The following is a 25,710-nucleotide window of genomic DNA, read 5'->3' as shown; positions in this document are numbered from 1 at the left end:
ATTGGAAATCATCATCAGAAGGCGCTGGCTTTCAGGCTCACTTTAAAGGTGCGGCCATATTGTTCGTTCTGCACGTTGTATTGCTTCGTGCCCTGGTAGACATAGTATTTCTCGTTGTTCAGGTTAGCCGCCTCGAACATCAGCTGGAATTGTTTATTGATCTGGTACGACAGCGAGAAATCGAGCTGCTTCTGGCTGGCGACGATATGGTCCTGGCTTTGGTCGAGGATGTCGCCGCCCATTTCCAGCAGATACGGCGACTTGTAGTTGAGGGCCAGGCGGGCGCTGACCGGGCCCGTTTCATAGCCCAGCATCAAGTTCATCACCTGGTTCGACTGGCCCGGCAGGCGGATATCGCGGTTCATCTGCTTGTTGCTGGCTTTGTCGAAGCGGCCGATTTGCGCGCTCGAGGTGCTCAGGGTGCCGTTGACGCCGACGAGGAATTTATTGAATGGCGCCGGCAGCATGCGCAGCGGCTGCATGTAGGCCAGTTCGATGCCCTTTACTTTGGCCGCGTCACCGTTCGCATACGAGGTGGCCGTCGTGTAGCCTGCCCACTGGCCCGTGCCGGCCAAGTTCGTCGTGTACGTAAAATTCTTGATGTCCTTGTAGAAGCCGTAGGCTGACATCACGCCGTCGTTGCCCAGCACGCGCTCGATGCCCAGGTCCAGGTTGTTTGCCTTCAAGGGCTTCAAATCCGGGTTGCCGATCACGGCTTCCGTGTTGCTGGCCAGGCTGATGCCCGGCGCCAGCTGGCTGAAGTTGGCGCGTACGACGGCTTGCGTCCAGGCGGCCCGCACGCTGGTCTTTTGATCCAGGTCATAACGGGTTTGCAGGTTTGGTAGCCAGTTGGTGTACGAGCGTTCGCGCGTCAAGGCCGTGGCGACGCCGGCGCTGTCCACTTGCGAGCCGGCCGCCTCGAAACTGGTGCGCTCGGCGCGCACGCCGCCCAGGATGTGCCAGGCGTCGAAATCATAGCTGTTCTGCACATACATGGCGTTGATGTCTTCATGCATGCGGTAGTCGTTGATGATGGATTCCATGGCCAGGCGCGCCTTGGCGCGGTCCAGTCCCGCGACCCGGGCGCGGATGAGGGCCGGGTCCAGCGCCACGCCGATGTTGCCCAGGTCGTAGTCGAGATTATGGCCTTGCACGAAGTTGCTCATCGAAGTCGACCCTGCACCCCAGTAATTGCCGCTGGAAGCCTTGCTGCTGTTATACGCCCATTGATCCGTGTCATTGGATTTTTCGCGGCGGCTGACTTTCGCGCCGAACTTCAGGGTGGCGATGTCGAACTTGCGCGCCAGGTCGATGCGCGCGTGGTGCTCATTGTCCTTCGAGTAGCGCTTTTGCAGGGTGATGGCGTTGAGCGCGTAGCTGGCCGGGTCGTACAGCGAGGCGGGGCCGCTCAATTTTGGTTCCTGCGTGTCCGTGAAGCTGATGCCCGCGAAATTGCTGGTGCCGCGGAAACGGCCATCATTCAGCGACTCCGGCGTGTCTTCCGTGGCGCGGCTCATGCCGCCTTTCACGTCCAGCGTCCAGTCGCCCGATTTCTGCTGCGTGCCCAGGACTAAGGAGCGCACTTGCTGCGTGTACTTGCGCTGGCGGATGCGGCGCTCGGCGCGCGCGCTGGCCGTCTGGCCTTCGGCCAGGCTGCCGCCCGCGATATTGCTGATGGTCAGGCGGTCGCGCACTTCATCATCGGAAAACTCGCTGACGAAGGAGCGCAGGAACCAGCTATTGCCCGCTTCGGGACGGTAATCGAGGTTGACGGCCAGCGCGCCGCGCTTGCGCACGGGCAGGTAGTCGCGCAATTCCAGGCCCGACAATTTACCCTTGCTCCAGGCGCCGCCCGTTTCCACGTCGTCGGAGCCGAACGAGCGCTTTTCCGCGCTCAGGCCGGCGGCTACGCCCAGCTTGCCGTCGAGGAAGCGCTGGGCCCACAGGGCGCCGCCGCTGGGGCTGGTCTTGCCCGTCTTTTCATCGTAGCTGGCGCCCACGTTGGCCGACAGCAGCTTGCCCGGCAAGTCGAAGGCGGACAGCGATTTCACCTCGACGGTGGCGCCCAGCGAGTTGGCATCCATTTCCGGCAGCAAGGTCTTCGATACTTCCAAGGTGCGGATCAGGCCGGCTGGCAGGATGTCCAGCGCCACGGCGCGGCGGCCCGCTTCCGGCGACGGCACCAGCGCGCCGTTGATGGTGACGGCGTTCAGGTCCGGGCCCAGGCCGCGCACCGTGATGTAGCGGCCTTCACCCTGGTCGCGCTGCACGGACACGCCCGGCAAGCGGGCCAGCGCCTCGGCCGCGTTTTTGTCGGGCAAGCCGCCGATATCGTCGCTGCTGATGACGCTGATGATGTTGTCGGCTTTCTCTTGCGCGGCGATGGCGTTGCGCAGGCTGGCGCGCTGGCCGCTGACGACCACGGTGGCGGCCGGCTGGCCGTCCGCATCTTGCGCTTGCGCATGGCTTTGGCCGCTGAAGACGGCCATGATGCCGAGGGCCAGGGCTGTGAGGCGCAGCGGGGAGGGGAACGATGTGTGCATGGTTTTCATGAAGAGCTCGGTTAGGGGGAAGGAACCGGGCGGATTCTAGGCAGCAAATATGACGGTTGCGTGACAGGCAAGGGCTTGCCACCCTGAAAACAACGGCATGCGAACGCTTTCCGGCTGGAATGGCGCTGCCATGAGCTGAAATGACCTGCCAGCGCGGGGCGCATGGGATGCGGCTTGCCAAATCCGCACCAGCGGCACTGCTAATGATGAGCCGTTTGCACCTGCCGCACGGGCGCAGGGCATGTCATCGTGCCGTCATGGGCGGGCGCTATCGTGGCGACAGCACCACTTTTAAAGGTTTCCCACATGCTGCCGTTGCACCGTAACAGCCTGATTGCCGCCGCGCTCGCGTTGCCCCTGTTCTTGTTCCTGTATGCCACACTGGGGCAGCTTAAACCGTTTGCCATCTGGAAGTGGATGGATATCGTCTGCGAAGGCGGCACGGCCGTCATGGCGGGCATCTGGTTTTTGTTTACCCTCAGCAGCCGTCCCCGCGGGCTGGTGACGAGTTTGATCGCGGGTGGCCTGTGCGCCATCATGCTGGGCTCCTGGGCCGATTGCCTCGATGAATTCTTTGCCGTCGATAAGAGCGCCGTGTGGGATAACTGGCTGGAAGCCTTGATTCCGTTTGGCATGCTGGTGCTGACGATCGGCATGTATTACTGGCGCCAGGAACAGTTCCGGTTAAATGAACACCTGCAAAAGCGCGAACGCCTGTTCCGCGACCACCGCGCCTTCGACCGTATCACGCAACTGGCCGACGCCAGCTACCTGCGCACGCAGATGCGCCTGGAGCAGGAGCGCCGTCCCGGCCTCGATTGCGCGCTGGTCTTGCTCGATATCGACAGCTTTCACCTGATTAACCGCGAATACGGCCACCGCGAAGGCGACCGCGTGCTGCAAGCCGTGGGCCACATGCTGCTGCTGAACTTGCGCAATGACGATTTGCTGTGCCGCTATGCGGGCGACCGCTTTGCCGTGCTGATGCCGGGCGTGTCGCGCGAAGATGCGGCCGTCAAGGCGCGCCACCTGTGCGCCATGGTGGGGCAGATGCGCCACCACGCCAACGATAACCGCGAAATCCGCCTGAGCCTGCGGCATGCCTGCTCGCTGACCGATGGCGTGCCGGAAGTGGTCTTGGCCGAGCTGAGCCGGGCCGTGGAAACGCCGCGCTCCGGTGCCGGAATCAGTTCCGCCGCGCCTGCCTGATGCCGCTGAACCAGCAAGGCGACCCCAGCATCGCGGCCCATCACCAGCCGGCGCTGGTGCTCGATTACGCGCGCAGCCGGGAGCTGGCCGTGGCGCCGCTGCTCAAGGGCACGGGTCTCGATGGCGGCGCGCTGCCGTCCGAGGAAAGCCAGGTCAGCGCCGCGCAATACCTGCAATTGCTGGCCAACGTGGCGCGCGGCCTGGACAGTGCCGACACCAGCTTCATGCTGGGCCAGCAAATGCTGCCCGGCCATTACGGCGCCGCCAGCCATGCCTTGCTGCAGGCGCAGAATCTGCGCCAGGCGCTGGGCATCCTGTGCGGCTTTCATACCTTGCTGTGTCCGCTGCTGCAGCCGCGCTTGCGCGAAGCGGGCGACATGCACGTGCTGTATTGGGTCGATGCATTCGGCGCGCCGAGCCAGCTGCCTTTTTTGGTGGAAATGCACATGACGGCACTGGCGGCCATGTGCCGCTGGCTGGCCGGGCAGTCCCTGCCGTGGCGCTTCTGCTTCAACCGCGCGCGGCCCCGCCACGTCGAACAGCATGAGGTGCACCTGGGCCAGGCGCTGCGTTTCGATTGCCAGGTCGATGCCATGCTCATCGATTCCAGCTGGCTGGATAAACCCTGGCCACGCGGCAATGCCACGGCGGCGGCGCTGGCCTTGCGGGCGGCCGCCCTGGCGCCCGTGCCGGCAGCGAGCCTGCTCGGCGCGCTGTACGACTACCTGCTGGCCAATATCCGCTGCGCGCCGACCCTGGAGCGCACGGCGCAGGAGTTTGGCGTCAGTCCCGCCACCCTGAAACGCCACCTGGCGCGCCATGGCACGCATTTCCAGGCCGAGCTGGACCAGGTGCGCGCACACAAGGCCATCTACCTGTTCCAGGCCCATGGCTACGATAACGATGCCGTGGCCGCCTACCTTGGCTTTCATGATGCCACCAACTTCCGCCGCTCGTTCAAGCGCTGGACGGGGCAGACGCCGCAACTATTGCGTCACGCGCTGGCACTGTTCGTGGCTGGTTGATCGCCGGCGTTGCGCGCCAGCGCCACGGACAGTCGTTCCTGAGGGAACAATTGCCCGTTCTGCTACATCCATAGTACACTCGATCAGAGAGCGAACAGACGCGCTTTGAGGCGCTCCGGCACGGCGTCAAACGACGCCGCAATACCGCCATCTTGATGGCGGGGCCGGCGGCAGACGACCGGTGTGCCGTGCCTTAACCCAGCCTGGAAACTGGCGTCACCCGTGTGGTGTGCCGGAAACCAGGCAACTTGATAATGCTCAATCGTGTATTCACAATCGCAGATCGATCCAGTCGTCAGTTTCCGCAACACCCAGGGTGAGGCGGTGCGTGGCACGATTTTCAACTTGCAGCGCAATTCGCTGGTCATGGAAATCTATAATCCATACTCGATTGTGCAGGTCAGCGAGGTGCTCAATGACGTGACGGTGCGCATGGGGGCGAAAAATGCCTACGTGGGCAAGGCCGTCGTCATCAGCAGCGTCAACACGGGCCTGACCGCCATCGTATCCGTGACCCTGATCGACGAGTGGCGCGAGCTGAGCGACGTGGTCGTCGTCAAGGGCGCCGTGCTGAAAGAGTCCAGCGCCTTTGTCGCCGGCTGGGGCGAGCGTTTCCGCATCCGCCGCGACTACCAGATCGTCGTCAACGAAATGCGCGCCTTCCTGTCGGAAGTGGCGCGCTGGGTCGAGCAGGTCGACCTGTCCGACTCGCTGCCCAAGGAAAACGGCCGGCTGCGCCCCGATATCTTCGATGAACTGGCCTTGCCGCTGATGGAGCAGACCCAGCTGTACCTGCGCCAGCTTGAGGTGGAAGCCTCGCTCGTCGAGGAAGAGCGGGCGCCGGCGCACCGCGCCTTCGCCCAGGCGGCGCTGCATCCATTGATCCTGCGCGCACCGTTCGTCTTCCGCACGTTTACCAAACCGCTCGGCTATGCGGGCGATTACCAGATGGTCAACCAGCTGCTGGACGATCCGCGCCAGGGCCCGAGCACCTATTTTCAGATCGTCAATGCGGCCTTCCTGCAGGCGGCCGTGGCGACGGCGCACCGCAACCGCATCGATATACTGACGGAATTCCTGTCGCAGAAGGCGGCCGCGGCGCGCACTGCCGGGCGCGTCTACAAGGTGCTCAACGTGGGCTGCGGCCCGGCCATCGAGGTGCAGCGTTTCCTGGAAACCTGTCCCGATGCGCAATGGCTGGCCTTCGAGCTGGTCGACTTCAGCAGCGAGACCCTGGACTGGACGCGCGCGCGCCTGACCACCATCATGCAGCGCACGGGGCGCGTGGTCGAGATCGACTATGTGCACGATTCCGTGCATAACCTGCTCAAGCGCCGCCATGGCTCGGGCATTACGGGCTTGCCGGGCAGTTTCGACGCCGTGTATTGCGCCGGCCTGTTCGACTACCTGTCCGACAAGGTGTGCGCGCGCCTGCTGATGCACTTCGCCTCGCGCGTGGGGCCGGGCGGACGTTTGCTCGTCACCAATGTGCATGCGAACAATCCGGGCAAGTTCGGCATGGAACATTTGCTGGAGTGGCATTTGATCTATCGCAATGAGGAAGGCCTGTCGGCCTTGCTGCCCGAACATGCAACGGATCCGCTGATCTATGTCGACGCGACGGGCGTGAATGTGTTCGCGGAAGTGAGCATTCCTTGATGGATACTCCAGGCCTGCACGCCGGCTATACGGCCGTTTTGCGCGACTTCCGCCTGGAATTCAGCCGCGGCGGGGCCTACACGGGCATCGTGCTGATCCTGCTGGGCATGGGCCTCGATTCGGCCCTGTACCCGGACAAGCAATCGGCGTTTACCAGCGCGCGCATCGTCGTGTCCGTGCTGATCTTTTGTGTCGTGCTGGCCATGCGCACGCGCTGGGCGCAAGACCGCATCCAGGGCCTGACGTTTGTCTGGCTGATCCTGCCGCAAATCATGATTGCCTGGATGATCGCCGTCACGGAAGGCGCCACCTCGATCTATTATGTGGGCATGACCCTGGCCATCTATTCGTCGGGCATCGTGCTGGCGTTCGGCCTGTGGCAAAACATGGTCTTCGGCGCCATCTCCTGCCTGCTGTATGTGGCCGCCTGCGCCTGGCATGCGGGCGGCTTCGACTTGCCGGGCACGTTTGTCGTCAACTGCCTGTTCCTCATCATGTCGGCCAGCATCAGCGCCGTATTTACCTATTTTAATGAGCGCGCCCGCTTCATGCTGTTCCAGCTGAAGGCGGAAGTGGCGCAAAAGAACACGCAGCTGGAAGAAACCAACAAGAGCCTGGCCGATATCAAGGGGCAGATGCTGCAGCAGGAGAAAATGGCCGCCATCGGCACCCTGGCCGCCGGCATGCTGCATGAAGTCAATAACCCCGTGAATTTCTGCATGATGGCCATCGAGGTGGCCATCGAAGACCCGGCCGCCCAGCAAAGCGCACTGGTCAGCGAATGCCTGGCCGACGCCAAGCAGGGCATGCTGCGCGTGCAGCACATCGTGTCCGACTTGAAGACCTTTGCCTACCGCAAGAGCGGTAACCAGCTCGAAACGGGGCATTTCCAGTTCCGCAGCGCGCTCGACGCGGCCATCCGCCTGGTGGGGCATGAAACGAAAAATGTCAGCATCAGCCACGACTTGCCCGTCGACACCCTGGTGCGCGGCGACGAGGCGGCCATCGTGGGCGTGCTGATCAACTTGCTGGGCAATGCCGTGCTGTCCATGCGCAAGGGCAATGCGCCGCCGTTCGAGATCCGCATCACGGCCCACTGGGACGAGAACCGCCTGCGCATCAGCGTGCGCGACAACGGCCCTGGCATCGCGCCGGAAAACCTGGCGCGCGTGTTCGAACCGTTCTTTACCACGCGCGAAGTAGGGCAGGGCCTGGGTCTGGGCCTGAGCATCAGCTATGGCGTGATCGAGCGCCACGGCGGCACCCTCAGCGCCGAAAGCGAGCTGGGCGTGTGGGCCAGCATGAATTTCGACTTGCAGCGCTCCGATTGGGAGGGCCGCTAGCATGGATAACGATAGCCGCGCCAGCGTGCTGTACGTGGACGATGAAGCGCTCGCCTGCAAGTATTTCGAGCGCGCCGTCGGGCCACGCTACCGCGTGCTGACGGCGCAGAGCGTCGATGCTGCGCTCGCTCTGCTGCAAGACGACGCCGGCCAGATCGACGTGCTCGTCACCGATTACCGCATGCCGGACCGCCTGGGCAGCGAATTGCTGCAGGAAGTGGCGCAGCGCTATCCGCACATCGTCTGCATGCTGGTGACCGCGTATGCGGACAAGGACGTGCTGCTCGAACTGATCAACGGCGGCGCGGTGTTCCGCCTGCTGGAAAAGCCGCTCGACTTGCCCGCCATGCAAACGGCGCTGCAACTGGCCGTGCAGACGGGACGCGAGCGCGCCGCGCGCCGCCAGGGCCTGGTGGCGATGGAGGAATCGCTGGCTTTCCTCGCGCATGAATTGAACACCCCGCTGGCGGCCATCGCCAATTTTGCGCGCGGCATCGCGCGGCGCGCGCAGGCGGACGCGGCACCGCAGGCCGAGATCGGCGAAGCGGCCGCCTTGATGCACGACAATGCGCGCTATTGCCTGTCCGTCCTGGCCAGCTTTATCGACACGGTGCGCCTGGCCAGTGCCGGGCCGGGCATGCAGGGCGGACGCCGCGCCGGCAGCGCGCGCCAGCTGCTGGCCGCCTTGCTCGACAGCTATCCCTTGAGCACGGCCCAGCGCGCCGCCATCACGGTCGAAGTGGGTGACGATTTCTCCATTGCCGAGTCGCCCAATTGCGTCGCGCTGATTTTATCGTCCGTGCTGGCGAATGCCTTGCGCTCGGCCGGCGAGCAAGCCCATCCGGCGATCGGCATCCGCATCGACGCCGGCCGCATCATGGTGCGCGACAATGGCGCCGGCATCGCCCCCGAGATCGTCGAACAGCTGTTGATCGACCCCGTCAGTACCGGCGGCGGCGAAGGCAAGGGCTGGGGCATGGTGTTTTGTCACCGCATGATGCAGTCGTTCGGCGGCAACCTCGATATCGCCACCGAGTTTGGCACTTCCACCACGGTAACCCTGAATTTTCCAGTACATATAAGGAACGAGCATGATTGACGCCAATCTGCGTTTACCGGCTCAGCGTGAGCCGGCGCAAGGCTTGCCGACGATACTCTATGTCGATGACGAGGCCAACGCCCTCAAATATTTCCAGCGCGCTATCGCGCCGCTGGCCGTTGTGCTGACGGCCACCTCGGTCGAGGAGGGCAAGCGCATCCTCGACGAGCAGGCCGACCGCATCGCCGTGCTGGTGTCGGATCAGCGCATGCCCGGCGCTTATGGCAACGAGCTGTTGTCGTATGCCTGGGACCGCCATCCGCACATCGTGCGCATTTTGACCACCGCGTATTCCGAGCTGGAGCACACCGTGGAAGCCGTCAACCAGGGGCAGATCCACCGCTACATCCAGAAGCCGTGGGATATCGCGGCCCTGCGCATGGAACTCAAGCAGGCGCTGGAACTGGCGCGCTTGCGCAACGAGCACGCCCAGTTGCTGCGCGAAAAGCTGATGGTGCGTCAGCGGCAAGCCGTCGCCAACCGCATCGGCACCCTCTACGCGCTTTGCGCCAGCCTGGCTGGTCCGGAGCAGCAGTTGCCCGTGGAAGCGTATTTGTCGGCGGCCTTGACGGCCGGCGTCACGCCGCCCGAGCCGGACTGGCTGCTGATGGATTATGCCGACCTGGTCAGCTCGGAAGCCTTCCGCGGCACGGCCTTTGCCGCCGCCGTGCGCCAGCAGCTCGACACGCTCGAACGCGACTATCCGGGGCGTGGCGTGGAACAGACGATCGACATGCTGCTGCCCGTATTCGGCGCGGCGCTGCAAAACCAGGGCGGCACGGCGCTGTTTCTCGATGGCCGGCTGCTGACGGAATTCCTGGAAACGCCGACCACCACGCCCGTCTCGCCCATCCACTCATTCTGGCTGGCCAGCTTGCTGTGGCTGGCGCGGCGCGGCTGGTCCTTGCAGCTCAGCAAGACGGAGCAAGGCTTGCAAGGCAAGGTGGTGCAGGCTGAACCGGCGCTCACGCCAGACCACCTGGCGGCCTGGATCGAGCAGTTCTAAGCTAAGCATGCCCCCGCAAGGGGCGGCGCCAACTAAAACAGGGCCGCGCGGGCCCTGTTTTAGTTGGCGGTGAGCGGGCTTAGCGTTCCGCCGCCGCCTTCAGGTTGTTCAAGCCTTTTTCAAAATCCTTGCCTATCATGGTATCCATGCTGACGAACACCGTCATGACCTTGCTGACGTAAGGGCTGGGGCCCGTCATGGTCCAGTTCACCTTGGTGCCATCGCCTTCGGGCGCCATGGTAAAGGTGGTGGTGTTATGGCTTTCAAACGGCTTGAGGAAGTCCAGCTTGATGACGGTGCGTTCGGGCTGGGCCGCTTCCGTGATTTCCATGCGGCCGGCACCCACCTTGTCATTTCCCGTCCACGCATATTGCGCGCCCAGGCCATTGGCCGGACCCGTAAACGTGCGGCGCATGGCCGGATCGAGCTTTTCCCACGGCGACCAGGCGGCCCAGTAGTGGAAGTCCGTGATCAGGGCGGCGATTTTCTCGGGCGGGGCCTTGATGGTGATTTCGCGCTGGACACTGAAGGTGTCGGGCTTGGTGGTGGCATAGCCGAGGATGGCGGCGACGACGACAACGATCAGCAGCAGGGTTTTTTTGATCATATGCTCTCCAAATCTTGAATGGTCGATGCGAACAAATCAAGGCAATCTTAGCAGATATGAATGGCTGTGCGCGGCCTGTTGGCCTTTATTTGCGCCAGCTCTGCGCAGGACCGCCTGTACGCCCGTTTTTCGCCGCGCACGCCAGGTTTGTGCAGCTTGGTGCTGAAGGCCGGCGTCCGCTAGAATGCTGGCCTGCAAGATTTCAGAGGGAAATATGATTCAACGATCGATCGCCAGGCTGACCCTGGCGTGCGGCCTGCTGGCTTCCGCCTTTGCCGCGAACCTGGCGCATGCCGATGCCTGTCCTGCCCATTACGTCGATGGCCGCAAGCCGGAAATCACCAACCCCAAGCTGGACGTGGCCACCAAGGAGCTGTGCTACAACGTGTTTGGCGTGATGCACTCGGGTATCACGCGCACGCCGCTGTGGTCGGCTGAACATTTGACGGCGAATAACCTGGAAGCGGCACAGGATTTGTCGCGCGAAAACTCTTTCCATGCCGAACGCAAGCTGCCCGCCGCCCAGCGTGCGGAACTGGCCGATTATGCGCGCAGCGGCTTCGACCGTGGCCACATGGCGCCCAACGGCGACATGCCGGACCGCCAGAGCCAGCGCGACAGCTTCACCCTCGCCAACATGGTGCCGCAGGATGCGCGCAACAACCGCTATGTGTGGGCCGGCATCGAGGGCGCCGTGCGCAAGATGGCGAAGAAGGAAGGCGACCTGTACGTGATCACGGGCCCGGCTTTTATTGGCGGCAACCTGCGCAAGGTGGGAAGAGTCATTGTGCCCAGCCATCTGTACAAGGCAGTGTATAGCCCGCGCCAGCGCGCCGGCGCCGCCTACTTCATTGAAAACGTCGATACCAAGACGTATGAAGTGTTGAGCATTGCGCAACTGGAAGACAGGATAGGCATCGATCTGTTACCGTCGCTGACGCGCCAGCAAAAGTTGCGCATGTTGAGTTTGCCCAAGGTAAAGAGCAAGTCCAAGAAATAAGACCGTCAAAAAGGAAATCCCATGTGCGCAAAGAAATTCGTCCCATATGCCAATGAAAGCGATGTGCTGGACATTGGCAGTCTGACTATCGAAAACAGGATCGACCGCATCAGCATCAGCGGCGACATCGACCTGACCCTGGACAAGCCGGGCCTGGCCTTGGCGAAGCAATTGCAAAAATTGCTGGGCGACGTGGTGGCGCAGCTGGAGAAGCAGGAACTGCCCGACCAGCTGCCGCCGCCCGAGGTGACGTCGGTGGCCAATCCGTTCGAGTGACGCTGGCGGGGACGCCTACTGCGCCGCCTTGGCGGCGCGATAATAGCCCTCTCGGCTGAGCTCCTCCGGCGCGTTCGCCACTTCATACACGCTCAAGGCGATGGCGATGGCGGAGTATTGCTGCGCCGAACTGAAAGGCTGCACGTTGTCGTAGGTATCGAGCACCGTGTGATGCACGCGCGCATAGTCGAAATCGCCGAGCACGGTAAACTTCGGCGTCGGCACGCCATGCAGGCTGAAGACGGCGTCATCGCTGCCGGCCCGCGCATTCATCGCCTTGCCGGCATCGCGCGGCACGTCGTTGATGGTCGTGGCGAAGCCGAACACGGGGTGGATGTCTTGCAGGGCCTGTTCAACCCGGCCAAACACGGGTTTCCAGGCCGAGGGAATCGCAATGCCGTCGATGGCGCCAGGCCGGCCATCGCGGTTCAGCATCATGACGATATTGTGCAATTCCCCCGCATGTCGCTCGGCGAATGGGAACGAACCCTTGCGGCCGATTTCCTCCGCGCCGAAGGCCGCCAGCATGATGGTGCGGCGCGGCCTGGCATCGGACTTGGCCAGCAGGCGCATCGCCTCCAGCATGGTGGCCACGCCGCCGCCATTGTCGGCTGCGCCCGTGCCGCCATCGTAGCTGTCGAGGTGGGCGCCGATCAGCACGATTTCCTCCGGCTTTTCCGTGCCCGGAATGCGGGCGACGACGTTGTGATACGCCACCGGCCCCGGATAGAACCAGTTGCGGATGTCAAACTCCAGGGTCACGGCTTCACCGCGCGCCAGGCGCCGGCGGATGTCGGCATATTGTGGCGCGGCCAGCTTGATGTCAGGCAAGGTCGGCAGGGCCGCCCAGGTGGCGGGCGCGGCGCTGGCGGCATACAGCGGTTCTTCGCCAGACTGGATGGTGCCGAGGGCGCCGGCCTGCATCAACACCCGGGTGATGGCCCTGGGCTGGTGGACGGTCTTGCCATCGCGCCCGCCACCGCTGTTTTCGCCGCCGGTCAGCACCCATTTTCCCTTGAATTGCGCGGCGCGCTCCAACGCTTCTTCCAGGGTGGCCGGCCCCACGATTGCCAGGCCTTGCTGCACGCCATGGGTGCCGGCCGTATAGGCGGGCGTCGCCATGCGCAGGGGCTGCTCCCGGGGCGCCAGCATCTTGCCCGACCAGGGACCGCGGTTGAAGCCGACGGGCATGTGGCCCGCTTCTTCCAGCTCGGCTTGCACACCCCATTGCTGCAGTTGCATGCGCGCCCATTGCGCCGCATGCGTGTAGGCATCGCTGCCGGCCATGCGGCCGCCGAAGCGGTTGCTCAGGATGTCGAGCCAGTCCATTGCGCGCGGCTCGCTGGTGCCCAGCGCCACAATCCGGCGCGCCGTGGCGTCGCCGGACGTCGACGGTGCGGCTCCGATACTGGCCTCAATACCGGCATCCCTGCCGGACAGCGTGGCGAGGAAGGCGGGCAGCCTGTCTTGCCGGCGCGCCGCCAGCGCCGCGTCCAGCTTGGCGGAACGGTGCAGCTTATCCTGTCGCAGCAGGGTTTCGTAGGCGCGCAGCACGCCCTGCATCCCCGCCAGGTCGCTGGCGCTTTGCTGCCCGGCCTGGTCCGGGTGTTCGATCTGGAAAGCCATCGCGCTGGCCAGGTATTGGAAGACTGTCGCCTCGCGGATGGTGGCCTGGCTGGCGATGGACAGCCAGCTTTCCAGCGCACTGGCCGGTAGCGTGAAGTCGGGAATCGCTTCTATCCATGCGCCCAGCCAGGCGCCGTCGCGCTGTTGCACGGCCAGGGGATCGCGCTGCGCCTCTTGCGCCATCCGCACCACGCGCGCGCGTTCGGCCGGCGTGGAAGGGCCGCGCGCGGCGCCGCTTGCCACTGGCGGCGCGGCCGGCAGTGCCGGCGGCACATAGCGTTCCTTCAGCCGCGTGCCGCTCATAGGCTTGGGTTCGTTCTCATCGGTTTCGACCAGGCGTTCTCCGCTCAGCAAATCGCCTTTGGCTTGCAAGGTCCAGCGGATCGTCACCTCGGTGCTGATGTCCTGGCCGTTGCGCCCCGTGCTGACGCGCTTGCCGCCGTGCCTGAAAATGGTGCCGGCAGGGCCAGGCGTACCCTTGACCGTGCGCGGCGGCGTGAGCTGGCCCCGTTCGTCGAGCCACGCGATCGTCGCGCGCCAGCCGGCTTGCTCTTCAGTAATGTCGAGGGTGCCCGTGTCGATCAGGTCGACCTCGACGCCATTTGTCGTGGTCGTGCCTGTCGCCGTCTGGAATTGCCACTGTCCGGCGAGGGCCGGCGCCTGCGCGTACAGCGCGCCCGGCAGGGCGGCAGCGGCGAGGATGCACGTGGCGTAAAGGTGGGGATGGGGCAGGTGCATGGCTATCCTTGTCATGGTTTTCACTCGGGAAGAGTCGAAAAACAGTATGCGGATAAGCCGATTGCCAAGATGATACTTTGCGACCAAGGCCGGGATTTAAGGCTTGAAGGCGGGTTTGGCCGCGCCAAATGCCAGATCAACCTCGTCCAATGCAGCTTGCCGGACGAGCTTGATCTGGCAAAACGCTTACTTCGCGAACGCCTGCGCCGCTGGCGTGACGGTGACGGCGGCTGGCTTGATGTTCAGCTTCATCGCGCCGATGACCTTGTCTTCATCGAGCAGCGCCTGCGGCTTGTTGCCGTCGTACTTGATGGGCGAAAACGCGTCGCTGACGAGCTTTTCCTTCAAGCCGGCCGCATCCTTGGCGACGATCACCACGGACAGGTTCTGCGCCGACAGGTGCTGCTTGATGGCGCGGTTGACGTCCGCCACCGTCAGTTTCGACAAGCCATCACGCATCAGCTTGGTGAACTCGGGCGTGCCATACCATTGCGAATCGAGCGCATAGCCCAGCTGCTGGTCCTGTGTCGACGTCATGACGAAGACGTTCTTCATCAGGTAATCGCGGGTGGTGGCGAAATCGTCCTGCGTCAGGCCGTTGTCGACCAGCTTGCCCAATTCCGTCAGGGCCACGCGCAGGGCGAAGTGGGCGTTGTCCGGCGCCACTGGGCGGATCCAGATTTCGAACAGCTGCGCCTTGCGGCCCAGGTTCGGGTTCGGGAAGAACTGGTACATGCCGCGCGGGAACGCTTCGATATACGCGTAATCGCCATAGTTCATGCCGCGGATTTCACGGATGCGCTGATACAGGTAGGAATTCGAGGCGCGGTGCTCGCCCAGCCACGTCTTTGCCAGCCACAGGGCGGGGAAGTCCGGGTGCGTGCGCGTCACCTCCAAAGGCAAACCGAAGGAAATCGCCGTGGCGCGCGTGTTCTTCTCGATGATTTCCACTTCCAGGCCCTGCGCCTTGCGGCCGACGGGTTTTACCATGGCTGGCAAGCCGGGGCCAGTTGGCAAGCTTGCCAGCGCCTGCGTCAGCGAGGCCGTCATGGCGTCGGACACATCGCCGGAAATGCCCACCTTGACGGCGCCTTGCGCATACGCGCTCTTCCAGAACTGTTTCACATCGTCGAGGGTGATGGCGTCGATTCCGGCGACCGTGCCCAGCACGGGGTGGCCATACGGCGTGCCCGCGTAGACATTGGTTTGCAGGCGTTCCTTGGCGAATTCCTCTTCGTTATTGTCCTTCAGGTCCAGCAGCAGCGCATTCTTTTGCGCATCCTTCAGGCGGCGGAAGTCGTCTTCGCGGAAACCGGGCGAGAGCAGCAGGGGCAGGGCGATGGCGTTGAACTGCGTCCAGTTATCCTTGTGGATGGAGCCCGTAAACGTCGTCATTTCCTTGTCCGTCTGCTGGCTGAAACTGCCGGCCAGCGGGAACAGGGCCTGGTTGACTTCGTCGATCTTGCGCTCGGACGAACCAGCGGACGCCACCATGGCTGCCGTCAGCGCGGCCAGGCCTTCCTTGCCTTGCGGATCTTGCGCGGAACCGGCCGTAAACAGCAGCTTGTAGCGGATTTGCGGCAGCGCGGACTTTTGCACCAGCACGTCGAACTTCGCGTTGGAGGCGGCTGGCAGCAGGCTGGCCAGTGTCGGCGTGGTGGCGATGGCGGCCGCCATCGGCTGGTGCGACAGGGTCGTCACTACCAGTCCGTCGTCCGTCAGGTATTTGCGCGCGGCCGCCTGCAGGTCGGCCGGCGTGAGCGTATCGATCAGCCGGTAGTACTGGTTGATGGTGGCGTACGAGCGGTCGAAATGCACGAAGGAAGCCAGGGTGCCGGCGATCTGCTCCGTGTTGTCCAGCGAGCGGATCAAGCCGTATTTTTCCGCCGACTTGGCATCCGCCAGGTCTTTTTCGCTCACTGGCGTATCGCGCAGCTGCGCCACGGTAGCCAGGATGGCGTCGCGCACGTAGACGGCATCATCGATGTTTTTCACGCGCGCGCCGAGCACGGCCAGGGTCGGGTCGACCCGCTCCGGCGTCATGTCGAACAATTGGTCGACCTTTTGCTCGTTCTGCACCAGGCGCTTGTACAGCGGCGAGGTGCGGCCGAACGACAGCGACAGCAGGGTCGCCAATGCGGCCTGGTCTTTGTCCTTTACGGAAAACGCGGGCGCGTGGAAGCCGACGGCGACCCATGGCAGGGTCGGCGTGGGCCAGGCCACGTGCTTGTAGACGGGGCCGCGCGGGGCCGGTTCCACGGGCACGGCCGCCTGCTGCTTGCCGCGCTGCCAGGCGCTCCAGTACTTTTCCACCAGCGCGATGGCTTGCTGCGGTTCCACGTCGCCGGCGATGATGATGGTGGTGCGCTCGGGACGGTACCAGCGGTCGAAGAAGACCTTCGAGTACGCGTACTGGTTCGGCATATCTTCGATGTCCTGGATGAAACCCATCGTCGTGTGCTTGTAGGTATGCGTCGTGTAGGCGCTGTCGCGCATCACTTCGAACAGTTTCGAGACGGGATTGGCGCTGTTCTTGTTGTATTCGCCCAGCACGGCCCGCGATTCCGTCTTGAACGCGTCTTCCGCATAGTCGAGGTGCTGGAAGCGGTCCGCTTCCACCTTCAGCACGGTTTCCAGGTCTTGTTTGGCGAACGTCGTGTGGTAATTCGTCAGGTCGTCGCTCGTATACGCGTTCTGGCGCGCGCCGGCGCGGGTGATGACTTCCTGGTATTTTTCGGGCGGATAAGCCTTGGTGCCGCGGAACATCATGTGTTCGAAAAAGTGGGCAAAGCCGGACTTGCCCGGCTCGACTTCATTGCGCGAACCCGTCTGCACGGGAATCTGCAGCGAAACCAGGTTGGGGAAGCCGGTCGGCACGATGATGATCTTCAAACCGTTGGCCAGGGTCTTTTCCGTCGCCTTGAACGGCAGCAAATCGGCCTTGCTGGCGGCAACGCCGTGGGCGGCGGCAGGTTTGACGGGCGCGGCACCCAGGTTCGACGAAGCCATGGCCGACAGGGCCAGGGCGAAAGCGGGTAATAAAACGGGCATGATTCTTGACACGGGGGCTCCTTCTTTTCTTGGAATGTGGAAAGTGCAACGCCGCAGCATAGAATATTCGTGCCGCCCTGCATAGGGGCTAACAGTCGGGCCGCAGGATGCGCGCCGTCAAGTGGGCGAGGAAGTCGCGTTTGGTGGGCAGGAACATGCGGATGTACACGATGTCGTGCGCGCGCTCATGGTGATACACGACGCGGATTTCTTCGCACAGGCGTTGTCGCACATCCATGCCAACTTCACGGGCGGCTTCGACGGGCGTGCCGCTGTCGGGAAAGGTCTTGAGATCGGCAAATAATTGCCGGAAAGCCGCGATGAACTGGGCATGGGCGGCCGCCGTGTGGCGTGCCTTGAAGTCGCTGCGCAGTTCATTGAAATCGGCTTGCGCGCTTTTCAGCACGACGATGCGCGCCATGTCAGTCGTGATCGAGGCTGGCCAGGAAGTCTTCTTCGGACATCACGTCGCCGCGCGCGATGTCCTGGTTGCCCATGGCGATCAGTTTCATGAATGCATGCTGCTCCTGCATCTGCCGCGCTTGCCGCTTGCCTTCCTGATACGCGTGCATGGACAGCACGACCATCTTCGCTTCGCCATTTTGCGTGATGATGATGGGCTCGTCCTGGCCCGCGTCAAAGCTGTTGACGATCTCGGTGGTATTGGCCTTGAGATAGGAAATCGGCTTGATGCGTTCCTTGAAGTCCATGGCGGCTCCGAATGCGAAAAAAAATACGATAGGACCAAATATACACCAAATTTGGTCGTGCTTCCGTGTTGCCTAGGTGAGCGTCGTTTCCGGCAGGCTGATGCGGTTGCGGCCCAGGTGCTTGGCGCGGTACAGGGCGCAGTCGGCCGTGTGGATCAGCTGCCCCAGTTCCGTGCCGGGGCCGGGCAGGGCGGTGGCGGCGCCGATGCTGACGGTGACGCAGGCGCAGGCACTGGCACCATCGGCGCGCTTGCGCGGCAGTTGCAGCCGTTCCACGCGCTGGCGGATGCGTTCGGCCACGATGGCCACGCCCTTGAGCGACTGGTTCGGCAGGATGACGGCAAATTCTTCACCGCCATAGCGGGCCACCAGATCGTTCGTGCGCATTTCGCTGGCCACGGCGCCGGCCACCTTGCGCAGGCACAGGTCGCCGCCCTGGTGGCCGTGGCTGTCGTTGTATTCCTTGAAATTGTCGACATCGACCATCAGCAGCGACAGGGGCTGGCCTTGCCGCTGGGCGCGCTGCCATTCGGCAAGGATGGTGTCGTCGAAGCAGCGCCGGTTGGCCAGGCCCGTCAGGCCGTCGCGCGTGGCCAGGCGTTCCAGCTCCACATGCGCGCGTTTTTCATCCGTCATGTCGCGCAGGGTTTCGACGACGGCGATCAGTTCGCCGTGATTGCCATAGATGGGGCTGGCATCGACGGCCAGGTAGCGGCGCCGTCCCGTGCGGGGCATGTCGCACCAGTTTTCCGCGCACAGATTGCTGCCCGTGCTGCTGCGGTATTGCTGTTGCGCGTGCAGGGCGCGCATGTCGCCGCCGCGCCCGGCCAGCAGCAGGTCGGCCAGGGTGGGACGCTCGTCGTTGTAGAAGCAGCGGCCCGGTTCGCGCGTGCGCAGCACTTCGGCCGCCGGCACGCCCGTCAGCTGTTCGCAGGCGCGGTTCCAGATCATCACCTGGCCATGCGCGTCGAGGACAAAGGTGGGCACCACCAGCAATTCCATCATCTTGACGGCGAAACCCTGGGCTGCATCGCAGGGCGATGCGCTGGCATGTGCATGGCTATCCGGCATGTAAGCATCCTTCTCGGGGTAAATGGAGCTGGCTCGCTGGCCATGATGCAGTGTGGAGAGTCGATGGTGTTGATATTGAGCAATATTTTCACCGATGGGCCGTCGCCTCATCGTGGCAGCCTGGCAGGGGCAGCGACACGCGCAAGGTGGTGCCGGCGCCGCTGTGGCTTTCGATGTGCAGGCTGCCGCCGGCGGCGGCCACGCGCTCATGCATGCCGGACAGGCCGCAACCGAGGCGCGGCGGCGAGCCCGACAGCCCGACGCCGTCATCGCTGATGCGGCATGCCAGGGTGGCGCCCGTTTGCTGCAGGCATAGCTGGACATGCGTGGCGCGCGCATGGCGGGCGATGTTCGCCAGCGCTTCCTGCAGCGCGTGGTAGAGCAGGGCGCCATGCGCGCTGCCGGCGGCGGCGTCGAGCCGGTAATCGCAGCTGCAATCGATGCCCGTGGTGCGCTTGAAGTCCGCCAGCAAGCCGTCGCACGCCGCTTGCAGGCCCGCGTCGAGGGCGGGCGGGCGCAGGTCGTGGATGACGCAGCGCAGCGCCGCGATGCTCAGGTCGACATTGCGCGCCATCATGGCCAGTTGCCGCGCCAGCATGGGCGCCGCGTCATGCGTGCTGGTCTGCAGCATGGCCAGGTCGATTTTCAGGGTCAGCAGATGCTGGCCCAGGTCGTCGTGGATGTCGCGCCCGATGCGCAGGCGCTCCTGTTCGCGCGCCTTGTTCTGCTCGCCCGCCAGGCGCGCCTGTTCGGTTTCCGCGCGCAGCTGTTCCAGCGCCTGCAGGCGCAGCGCCAGGCGGCGCAGGCGCCACAGCAGCAGCGCCAGCGCACCGAGCAGGACGGCGCAGGCCAGCATCGAAGGGGACGCTGCGCCAGTCTGCAGCATCGGCCCGGCGGCATGGCCGGCGTGCAGGGAAGCGAGTGCAGCGGCCGCCAGACAGGCCAGAATGCTCAGGCGGTACGGCGGACGTATCCAGCGTTGCAGCATGTCCATGCTCCCCAAAAATGTTTTCCATCAGGCAATGCTCTTACAGAAAATATATTAACTTGGGGCTATTTATATTGTCTAAACGCAAAAGCTGCGTCGTTATGCCTGCCTGTGTGGCTTTCTTGCCCCCCGGATGCCGCGGCGGCAGGTGGCAGGCACGGCATTTGCACGGGAAGTGTCGTGGCGGCATATAATAGAGGGTTGTCAATCGGCTTTTGCGGTGACGGCGCAGTGCGCCGGCCTCGATGCGTTCGCCCTGCGCGATGACGCCAGCCAGCTCTTAGGAAATACAGTGACTTATAGCATCAAAGAGATTTTTTACACCCTGCAGGGCGAAGGCGCGCATGCGGGCCGTCCAGCCGTGTTTTGCCGCTTTTCCGGCTGCAACCTGTGGACGGGCCGCGAAAGCGACCGCGCCACGGCCGTGTGCCAGTTCTGCGACACGGATTTCGTCGGCACCGATGGCGAACTGGGCGGCAAGTTCAAGACGCCGCAGGAACTGGCCGCGCTGATCGACAGCCTGTGGCCGGCCAGCTACGCGCCGAGCAAATACGTGGTGTTTACGGGCGGCGAACCGCTGCTGCAACTGGACACGGCGCTGATCGACGCCATGCATGCGGTGGGCTTTACCATCGCCATCGAAACCAACGGCACCTTGCCCGTGCCGGCCGGTGTGGACTGGATCTGCGTCAGCCCGAAGATGGGCTCCACCCTGGTGGTGCACAAGGGTAATGAAATCAAGGTGGTCATTCCCCAGTTCCAGCAAGACCTGGCCGCCTACGAACAACTGGACTTCGAGAACTTCTTCGTGCAAGCGATGGACGGCCCCCTGGCCGCGCACAACATGAAGCTGGCCATCGAGACGTGCAAAAGCAACCCGAAGTGGAAGCTGAGCCTGCAAACCCATAAACTCCTGCAAATACCTTAATCAAATAATATGCTGACTATCACACGCAAGCTCGAATTCGACGCGGGCCACCGCATTCCCGACCACAAAAGCCAGTGCCGCAACCTGCACGGTCACCGCTACACGGTGGAAATCACCCTGGTCGGCAAGGTCATCGAAGCGGAAGGCAATTCCGACAATGGCATGATCATGGATTTTTCCGACGTGAAAACCCTGGCCAAGCAGCACCTGGTCGACGTCTGGGACCACGCCTTCCTCGTCTATGAAAAGGACACGGCCGTGCGCGACTTCCTGGCCAGCCTGCCCGACCATAAAACCGTCGTCATCGACCGCATTCCCACCGTGGAAAACCTGGCGCGCATCGCTTTCGAGATCCTGAAGGCAGCGTTTACCGACCATTTCGGCACGGGCTTGCACCTGCATAAGCTGGTGCTGCATGAAACGCCGAATTGCTGGGCAGAAGTGACCGATGACTGAAACGCACGCTAGCGCGCAGGATGCGCGCTATATGCGGCTGGCCCTCGAGCAGGCCCAGAACGCGTGGGACCTGGGCGAAGTGCCCGTCGGCGCAGTCGTCGTCAAGGATGGGGAAGTCATTGCCGTGGGCTACAACCAGCCCATCGGCCGCCACGACCCCACGGCGCATGCGGAAGTGATGGCCCTGCGCGCGGCCGCCGACAAGCTGGGCAACTACCGCTTGCCCGGCTGCGAGCTGTACGTGACCCTGGAGCCGTGCGTGATGTGCTCGGGCGCCATGCTGCATGCGCGCCTGGCGCGCGTGGTGTACGGCGCGGGCGACCCGAAGACGGGCGCCTGCGGTTCCGTGCTGAACCTGTTCGAGCAGCCTGCGTTGAACCACCAGACGGCCATCGAAGGCGGCGTGCTGGCCGACGAGTGCGGCGCTTTCCTCAAGCGCTTCTTTGCCGAGCGCCGCCGCGCGCAGGCGGAAGCGCGCAAGCTGGCCAACCCGCAGGCCTGACGCCAGCCCTGGCAGGGCAGGGCCGCCATGGCCTTGCCTCCATTGCCACCCTTGCCAGCCATTCAGGCTGGCATTTTTTATAACTGTTGCGAAATAACATCTGTCTAGACCATTTCATCATTCTCAAATGAGAATGATTCGTGTTACAGTATTGTTTTCGCCAGCAAACTTCCCTTGCGCATCGTTATCGATCCGGGTTCAAGAGCCAGCCTTTACTCTTAGACCGGATCATCATGACTACTGTGCCTCTGCAGCGCTTCGCTGCGCCCGTTGTATCTTCATCTTGCCTGCCGGCCCGCCGCCACAACCTGGTGCTGCGCGCCGCCTTGCTGGGCCTGTTTGCAGCGCCGCTGCTGCCTGCCGTGGCCCAAACGGCCGCCATCAACGCGGGCACGGCCGCCCAGGAACCGGCCAAGCTGCCTGTCTTCCCGGAAATCGTCGTCAATGCCAAGCAAGACTATGAGCGCCGCGCCGGCACCAAGACGGTGATCCGCAGCGACGACCTGGAGCGCCGCAACGTGACGGACATGGCCGGCATCGTGCGCTACCAGCCGCTGATCAGCACGCCAATGGCGGCATCGGGCGCCGGCAGCGTGTGGGATGGTTCGGGCAACACGGGCTACAACATCCGCGGCATGGAAGGTAACCGGGTCAGCCTGGACGTGGATGGCATTTCCCTGCCGGATGCGGCACCGAAGCCGGACGGCACCACCTTGAACGCCTTCGGCACGGGGCGTGACTATTTCGATCCTGAAACTTTCCGCGAGGTGCGCATCGATTCGGGCACGACGGCCGCCAGCGGCGCCAATCCTGGCCTGGGCGGCAGCGTGGCGTTCATCACCAAGTCGCCCGAGGATTACCTGGGCGCAGGCGTGGATCATTACGTGGCGTATAAATACGGCCGTGCCACGGCCGACCGCAGCAATGCGCATACCTTGACGGGTGCCGCCAAGATCGGCGCCAATCTGCAAGGCCTGGCCGTGTACGTGCACCGCGATGGCGAGCAGACGGACAGCCGCGGCAGCGCCCCCGTCAATCCGGACGACTGGCATTCGAACGCCTTGCTGTCCAAGCTGGTGTGGGCCTTGCCGGGCGAACAAAAGCTGGACTTGACGGTTGACATGTTCGAGCGCAAGAACAAGCGCGATCTGCGCAACAAGGTCAGCACGTATTATCCGACCGGCGTGCAGCAGGATTCCACCACCAAGCGCACGCGCGTCAGCCTGGGCCACGACGTGGCACTGAAAGACTTCGCCCTGTTCGACCGCCTGACGTCGAAGGTGTATCTGCAGAATGCGAAAATCGATGACCAGACGCAAGGCCGCTACACCTTCGGCAGCCCGTCGCAGCGGACCATCGACACCAGCTTCAAAAATGACAGCATCGGCCTGACGTCGGAAGCGTTCAAGCAAGTCAATGCCGACAATGCGCTGCTGTACGGCGTGCAGCTGGAGCAGAGCAAATCGCGCCGTCCATGGGTGGAAGACCGCACCATCATCGCCACGGGCGTGCACCAGATCACGCGCAAGAACCGCATGGCCGACATGGATGCCACCAAGCTGGCCCTGTACGTGCGCGACGACCTCAGTTTTAACCTGGGCGGCAAGAAAGCCGTGCTGACGCCGGGCCTGCGCGCCGACTACCGCAAGCTGGAACCGAAAAACCTGCAAAACTATGTGATCGCCGTGCCCAATGCCGCCAAGGAAGTGCGCAAGGAAAGCGACACCTATTTCACGCCGAGCCTGAGCCTGTCCGTGGAAGTGCTGCCGCAAATGAATGCCTATGCCACCGTGACGCGCGGCACGCGCCTGCCGACGGCGGCCGAGCGCACGGGCACCTATGATTCCTTCAGCTACACAGGTACGGGCACCGGTTATGCCGTGCTGGGCAATGCGAATCTGCGCAAGGAAACCAGTCAGGCCTACGAGCTGGGCTTGAAGGGCGACATCGTCAAGGGCTTGAGCATGCACGCCTCCGTCTACCAGACGGAATACAAGAACATGATCGAGTATGTGGCGCAGGAAGACGATCCGGTCAATTTCCCCACCATCGTGCAGGGTCTGTTCCGTCCGGAAAACATCGGCGATGCCCGCACCTGGGGTGGCGAGCTGAGCTTGCGCGCGGAGCTGGGTGCCTGGTCGCCTGCCATGCAGGGCTACCGCGTCGACCTGGCCACGGGCGTGGCCAAGGGCCGCTCCTTCAATACCCAGACGGGCCAGAGCGGCGGCCTGGCTTCGGTGGCGCCGCCCAAGACGGCGCTGACCTTCGGCTACGACCATGCGAACCAGCTGTTCGGCCTGGAGCTGACGGCCCTGCATGCAGGCGAGAAACAGGCGCCGAACGACCTGTTGATGGGCACGACGGCGCCGCGTTTCAAGGTGCCGTCGTACACCATCTTCGACCTGTCGACCTACTGGAACGTGCACAAGAACGCCAAGATCATCGTCGGCGTGTACAACTTGACGGACCGCAAGTACTGGGATTACGCCGCTGCGCGCAGCCTGTCCGCCGGCACCACGGTGGCCAGCCGCGCGGAGATCGAGCGCTACGCCAAGCCGGGCCGCAACGTCGCCGCCAGCCTCAGCATCAACTATTGATTTTTACCGGGGAGGGGTGCTTGCCCCTCTTTTTTTCCATGTTTGATTGAATGGTCTCTCTATGAAGTTATCCAAACTCGTTCTATCCCTGCTAGGCAGCCTGCTGATCGCAAACGCATACGCGGCCCCAGCCACTTTGGCGGAACGCTGGTCCACCTTGCGCACGGAGCAGCCGAAGCTGCAGATCCGCGACGCGGCGCGCGCGCTGGGCGTGTCCGAAGCGCAATTGCTGGCAACCAACATCGGCAAGGGCGTGACGCGCCTGCAGGCTGACGGCAACCAGCCGCGCGAAATCATGCGCGCCGCGCTGGACTTGGGCATCGTGCAAGCCATCACGCGCAATGAAAATGGCGTCATCGAAACGACGGGCATCGCCAGCAAATTCAAGCAGGCGGGCGACAAGTCGGAACAGGCCGACGCCAAGCAGGATCCGGAAACGGAAGCGCGCCAGCGCAATATCGCCGGCGGCTACCTGGGCGGCCAGATCGACCTGCGTTTCCACTTTGAAAACTGGAAATACGCATTTGCCGTGGAACAGGCCGGCCGCGATGGCAAGCCGACGCGCAGCCTGCAATTCTTTGACGCCAACGGCACGGCCGTGCACAAGATTTACCTGCGCAACGAGCCGGGCGTGGCTGTCTACGATAAATTGGTGGCGACGTTCCGCCTGCCGCAGCAAAGCGCGGAGCTGAACGTGCTGGCCGTGGCGCCGAAAGCGGCGGAAAAGCCGGATGCCGAGATCGACGTCAAGGAATTTCAGCTGGCCTGGAAAGACATGACGGATGTGCACCAGTTTGCGCAAATCATGCGTGAATTCCACCTGTCGCGCGAACAGGCCCTGCGCCTGGCGCCGGCCGGCGTGGTCGAGCGCGTGACGCCCGAAGCGCTGCGCACCCTGCTGGAAAACGCGGCAAAGGACAAGGTCGCCATCATGGTGTTCCTGGGCAATGAAGGCTTGACGCAAATCTACAGCGGCAAGATCGAGAAAACCATGGCCGGCGGCGGCTTCTTCAACGTGCTGGACCCGGACTTCAACCTGCACATCCGCGACACGGCCCTGCGCAGCGGCTGGGTCGTCAAGCGCGGCGGCGTCACCTCCGTCGAGTTTTTCGACAAGGACGGCACGCAAGTGGTCTCCTTCTTCGGCGTGCGCGAACGGGGCAAACCGCAGCCGCAAAGCTGGGTCGACCTGGCCGATTCCTTGCCTAAGGCCAAGTAAGCAGCACCGTTGATTCGTCACCGTTGCCGCGCGCCGTACCGGCGCGGC

General features: G+C 63.4%; 21 protein-coding genes. 13 read left to right on the top strand and 8 right to left on the bottom strand.

The features are described 5' to 3' along the window. Window positions 1–14: 14 nt before the first annotated feature. Entirely contained in the window at window positions 15–2,552 is a 2,538-nt protein-coding gene (locus O3297_RS08090) for a TonB-dependent receptor (protein WP_305048300.1), read from the bottom strand. A gap of 306 nt (window positions 2,553–2,858) precedes the next feature. Between O3297_RS08090 and O3297_RS08085 the strand changes: the two genes are divergently transcribed. The 6 genes from O3297_RS08085 to O3297_RS08060 all read left to right on the top strand — a co-directional run bounded on the left by O3297_RS08085 (window position 2,859) and on the right by O3297_RS08060 (window position 9,893). Next, window positions 2,859–3,761: a GGDEF domain-containing protein gene (locus tag O3297_RS08085; protein ID WP_176375716.1), complete on the top strand. Its 903-nt coding sequence runs from the start codon at window positions 2,859–2,861 to the stop codon at window positions 3,759–3,761. Then, complete coding sequence (locus tag O3297_RS08080) at window positions 3,761–4,786, top strand: AraC family transcriptional regulator (protein ID WP_034785941.1); 1,026 nt, start codon at window positions 3,761–3,763, stop codon at window positions 4,784–4,786. Before O3297_RS08085 ends, O3297_RS08080 begins: the two co-directional genes overlap by 1 nt. Before the next feature lie 264 nt (window positions 4,787–5,050). Next, the gene (locus O3297_RS08075) at window positions 5,051–6,445 is read left to right on the top strand and encodes a class I SAM-dependent methyltransferase (RefSeq protein WP_034785940.1); all 1,395 of its coding nucleotides are present in this window, start codon (window positions 5,051–5,053) and stop codon (window positions 6,443–6,445) included. Then, on the top strand, window positions 6,445–7,788 hold the full coding sequence (locus O3297_RS08070; RefSeq protein ID WP_034785939.1) for a sensor histidine kinase: 1,344 nt from the start codon (window positions 6,445–6,447) through the stop codon (window positions 7,786–7,788). Before O3297_RS08075 ends, O3297_RS08070 begins: the two co-directional genes overlap by 1 nt. A gap of 1 nt (window position 7,789) precedes the next feature. Then, complete coding sequence (locus O3297_RS08065) at window positions 7,790–8,887, top strand: hybrid sensor histidine kinase/response regulator (RefSeq protein WP_176383957.1); 1,098 nt, start codon at window positions 7,790–7,792, stop codon at window positions 8,885–8,887. Then, window positions 8,880–9,893 (top strand): response regulator, encoded by a 1,014-nt coding sequence (locus tag O3297_RS08060; RefSeq protein ID WP_052140444.1) that lies wholly within the window; start codon window positions 8,880–8,882, stop codon window positions 9,891–9,893. Before O3297_RS08065 ends, O3297_RS08060 begins: the two co-directional genes overlap by 8 nt. Window positions 9,894–9,972: 79 nt before the next feature. On the opposite strand, the gene O3297_RS08055 is transcribed toward O3297_RS08060, so the two are convergent. Beyond that, complete coding sequence (locus tag O3297_RS08055) at window positions 9,973–10,500, bottom strand: SRPBCC family protein (RefSeq protein WP_034785934.1); 528 nt, start codon at window positions 10,498–10,500, stop codon at window positions 9,973–9,975. Window positions 10,501–10,714: 214 nt separating this feature from the next. Between O3297_RS08055 and O3297_RS08050 the strand changes: the two genes are divergently transcribed. Both O3297_RS08050 and O3297_RS08045 read left to right on the top strand, forming a co-directional pair. Further along, complete coding sequence (locus tag O3297_RS08050) at window positions 10,715–11,500, top strand: DNA/RNA non-specific endonuclease (protein WP_070279907.1); 786 nt, start codon at window positions 10,715–10,717, stop codon at window positions 11,498–11,500. 21 nt (window positions 11,501–11,521) lie between these two features. Continuing rightward, window positions 11,522–11,776, top strand: a complete 255-nt coding sequence (locus O3297_RS08045; protein WP_034785932.1) for a hypothetical protein — start codon at window positions 11,522–11,524, stop codon at window positions 11,774–11,776. A gap of 15 nt (window positions 11,777–11,791) precedes the next feature. On the opposite strand, the gene O3297_RS08040 is transcribed toward O3297_RS08045, so the two are convergent. The 6 genes from O3297_RS08040 to O3297_RS08015 form a co-directional block, all read right to left on the bottom strand. Next, on the bottom strand, window positions 11,792–14,140 hold the full coding sequence (locus O3297_RS08040) for a M28 family metallopeptidase (protein WP_305048299.1): 2,349 nt from the start codon (window positions 14,138–14,140) through the stop codon (window positions 11,792–11,794). A gap of 186 nt (window positions 14,141–14,326) precedes the next feature. After that, window positions 14,327–17,203 carry a pitrilysin family protein gene (locus O3297_RS08035; RefSeq protein ID WP_305048298.1) on the bottom strand — a complete coding sequence of 959 codons (2,877 nt, stop codon included), beginning with the start codon at window positions 17,201–17,203 and terminating at the stop codon, window positions 14,327–14,329. A 76-nt stretch (window positions 17,204–17,279) separates the two neighbouring features. Then, a complete protein-coding gene (locus O3297_RS08030) occupies window positions 17,280–17,612 on the bottom strand; it encodes a type II toxin-antitoxin system RelE/ParE family toxin (protein ID WP_099393774.1) in 333 nt (110 codons plus the stop codon). Window position 17,613: 1 nt separating this feature from the next. After that, window positions 17,614–17,901, bottom strand: coding sequence for a type II toxin-antitoxin system Phd/YefM family antitoxin (locus O3297_RS08025; RefSeq protein WP_099394619.1), 288 nt, complete (start codon window positions 17,899–17,901; stop codon window positions 17,614–17,616). A gap of 72 nt (window positions 17,902–17,973) precedes the next feature. After that, window positions 17,974–18,972, bottom strand: a complete 999-nt coding sequence (locus O3297_RS08020; RefSeq protein ID WP_305048297.1) for a diguanylate cyclase — start codon at window positions 18,970–18,972, stop codon at window positions 17,974–17,976. An 88-nt stretch (window positions 18,973–19,060) separates the two neighbouring features. Continuing rightward, entirely contained in the window at window positions 19,061–19,966 is a 906-nt protein-coding gene (locus O3297_RS08015) for a sensor histidine kinase (protein WP_305048296.1), read from the bottom strand. A gap of 286 nt (window positions 19,967–20,252) precedes the next feature. Between O3297_RS08015 and queE the strand changes: the two genes are divergently transcribed. The 5 genes from queE to O3297_RS07990 all read left to right on the top strand — a co-directional run bounded on the left by queE (window position 20,253) and on the right by O3297_RS07990 (window position 25,662). Further along, window positions 20,253–20,888 carry a 7-carboxy-7-deazaguanine synthase gene (queE, locus tag O3297_RS08010; protein ID WP_034785949.1) on the top strand — a complete coding sequence of 212 codons (636 nt, stop codon included), beginning with the start codon at window positions 20,253–20,255 and terminating at the stop codon, window positions 20,886–20,888. A 9-nt stretch (window positions 20,889–20,897) separates the two neighbouring features. Next, complete coding sequence (queD, locus tag O3297_RS08005) at window positions 20,898–21,344, top strand: 6-carboxytetrahydropterin synthase QueD (protein WP_035819191.1); 447 nt, start codon at window positions 20,898–20,900, stop codon at window positions 21,342–21,344. Further along, window positions 21,337–21,846, top strand: coding sequence for a tRNA adenosine(34) deaminase TadA (gene tadA, locus O3297_RS08000; protein ID WP_305048295.1), 510 nt, complete (start codon window positions 21,337–21,339; stop codon window positions 21,844–21,846). The genes queD and tadA overlap by 8 nt, the downstream gene beginning before the upstream one ends. 233 nt (window positions 21,847–22,079) lie before the next feature. After that, complete coding sequence (locus tag O3297_RS07995; protein WP_305048294.1) at window positions 22,080–24,443, top strand: TonB-dependent hemoglobin/transferrin/lactoferrin family receptor; 2,364 nt, start codon at window positions 22,080–22,082, stop codon at window positions 24,441–24,443. 61 nt (window positions 24,444–24,504) lie between these two features. After that, window positions 24,505–25,662, top strand: coding sequence for a hemin-degrading factor (locus O3297_RS07990; RefSeq protein WP_305048293.1), 1,158 nt, complete (start codon window positions 24,505–24,507; stop codon window positions 25,660–25,662). Window positions 25,663–25,710 lie beyond the last annotated feature (48 nt).

Origin of the sequence: Janthinobacterium sp. SUN128, from assembly GCF_030587275.1 — a bacterium.
Classification (GTDB): domain Bacteria; phylum Pseudomonadota; class Gammaproteobacteria; order Burkholderiales; family Burkholderiaceae_D; genus Janthinobacterium; species Janthinobacterium lividum.
Note: the sequence above shows the minus strand (reverse complement) of the source record. Positions and strands in the feature narration are given on the sequence as shown.

What these genes read in the sequence shown, in the direction of transcription:
- O3297_RS08080 (WP_034785941.1), top strand. Translation starts at nt 3,761, where the DNA reads ATGCCGCTGAACCAGCAAGGCGACCCCAGCATCGCGGCCCATCACCAG.
- O3297_RS08085 (WP_176375716.1), top strand. Translation starts at nt 2,859, where the DNA reads ATGCTGCCGTTGCACCGTAACAGCCTGATTGCCGCCGCGCTCGCGTTG.
- O3297_RS08070 (WP_034785939.1), top strand. Translation starts at nt 6,445, where the DNA reads ATGGATACTCCAGGCCTGCACGCCGGCTATACGGCCGTTTTGCGCGAC.
- O3297_RS07990 (WP_305048293.1), top strand. Translation starts at nt 24,505, where the DNA reads ATGAAGTTATCCAAACTCGTTCTATCCCTGCTAGGCAGCCTGCTGATC.
- O3297_RS08050 (WP_070279907.1), top strand. Translation starts at nt 10,715, where the DNA reads ATGATTCAACGATCGATCGCCAGGCTGACCCTGGCGTGCGGCCTGCTG.
- queD (WP_035819191.1), top strand. Translation starts at nt 20,898, where the DNA reads ATGCTGACTATCACACGCAAGCTCGAATTCGACGCGGGCCACCGCATT.
- O3297_RS08030 (WP_099393774.1), bottom strand. Translation starts at nt 17,612, where the DNA reads ATGGCGCGCATCGTCGTGCTGAAAAGCGCGCAAGCCGATTTCAATGAA.
- O3297_RS08045 (WP_034785932.1), top strand. Translation starts at nt 11,522, where the DNA reads ATGTGCGCAAAGAAATTCGTCCCATATGCCAATGAAAGCGATGTGCTG.
- O3297_RS08090 (WP_305048300.1), bottom strand. Translation starts at nt 2,552, where the DNA reads ATGAAAACCATGCACACATCGTTCCCCTCCCCGCTGCGCCTCACAGCC.
- tadA (WP_305048295.1), top strand. Translation starts at nt 21,337, where the DNA reads ATGACTGAAACGCACGCTAGCGCGCAGGATGCGCGCTATATGCGGCTG.
- O3297_RS08020 (WP_305048297.1), bottom strand. Translation starts at nt 18,972, where the DNA reads ATGCCGGATAGCCATGCACATGCCAGCGCATCGCCCTGCGATGCAGCC.
- O3297_RS08060 (WP_052140444.1), top strand. Translation starts at nt 8,880, where the DNA reads ATGATTGACGCCAATCTGCGTTTACCGGCTCAGCGTGAGCCGGCGCAA.
- O3297_RS08040 (WP_305048299.1), bottom strand. Translation starts at nt 14,140, where the DNA reads ATGCACCTGCCCCATCCCCACCTTTACGCCACGTGCATCCTCGCCGCT.
- O3297_RS08025 (WP_099394619.1), bottom strand. Translation starts at nt 17,901, where the DNA reads ATGGACTTCAAGGAACGCATCAAGCCGATTTCCTATCTCAAGGCCAAT.
- O3297_RS08055 (WP_034785934.1), bottom strand. Translation starts at nt 10,500, where the DNA reads ATGATCAAAAAAACCCTGCTGCTGATCGTTGTCGTCGTCGCCGCCATC.
- O3297_RS07995 (WP_305048294.1), top strand. Translation starts at nt 22,080, where the DNA reads ATGACTACTGTGCCTCTGCAGCGCTTCGCTGCGCCCGTTGTATCTTCA.
- O3297_RS08065 (WP_176383957.1), top strand. Translation starts at nt 7,790, where the DNA reads ATGGATAACGATAGCCGCGCCAGCGTGCTGTACGTGGACGATGAAGCG.
- O3297_RS08015 (WP_305048296.1), bottom strand. Translation starts at nt 19,966, where the DNA reads ATGGACATGCTGCAACGCTGGATACGTCCGCCGTACCGCCTGAGCATT.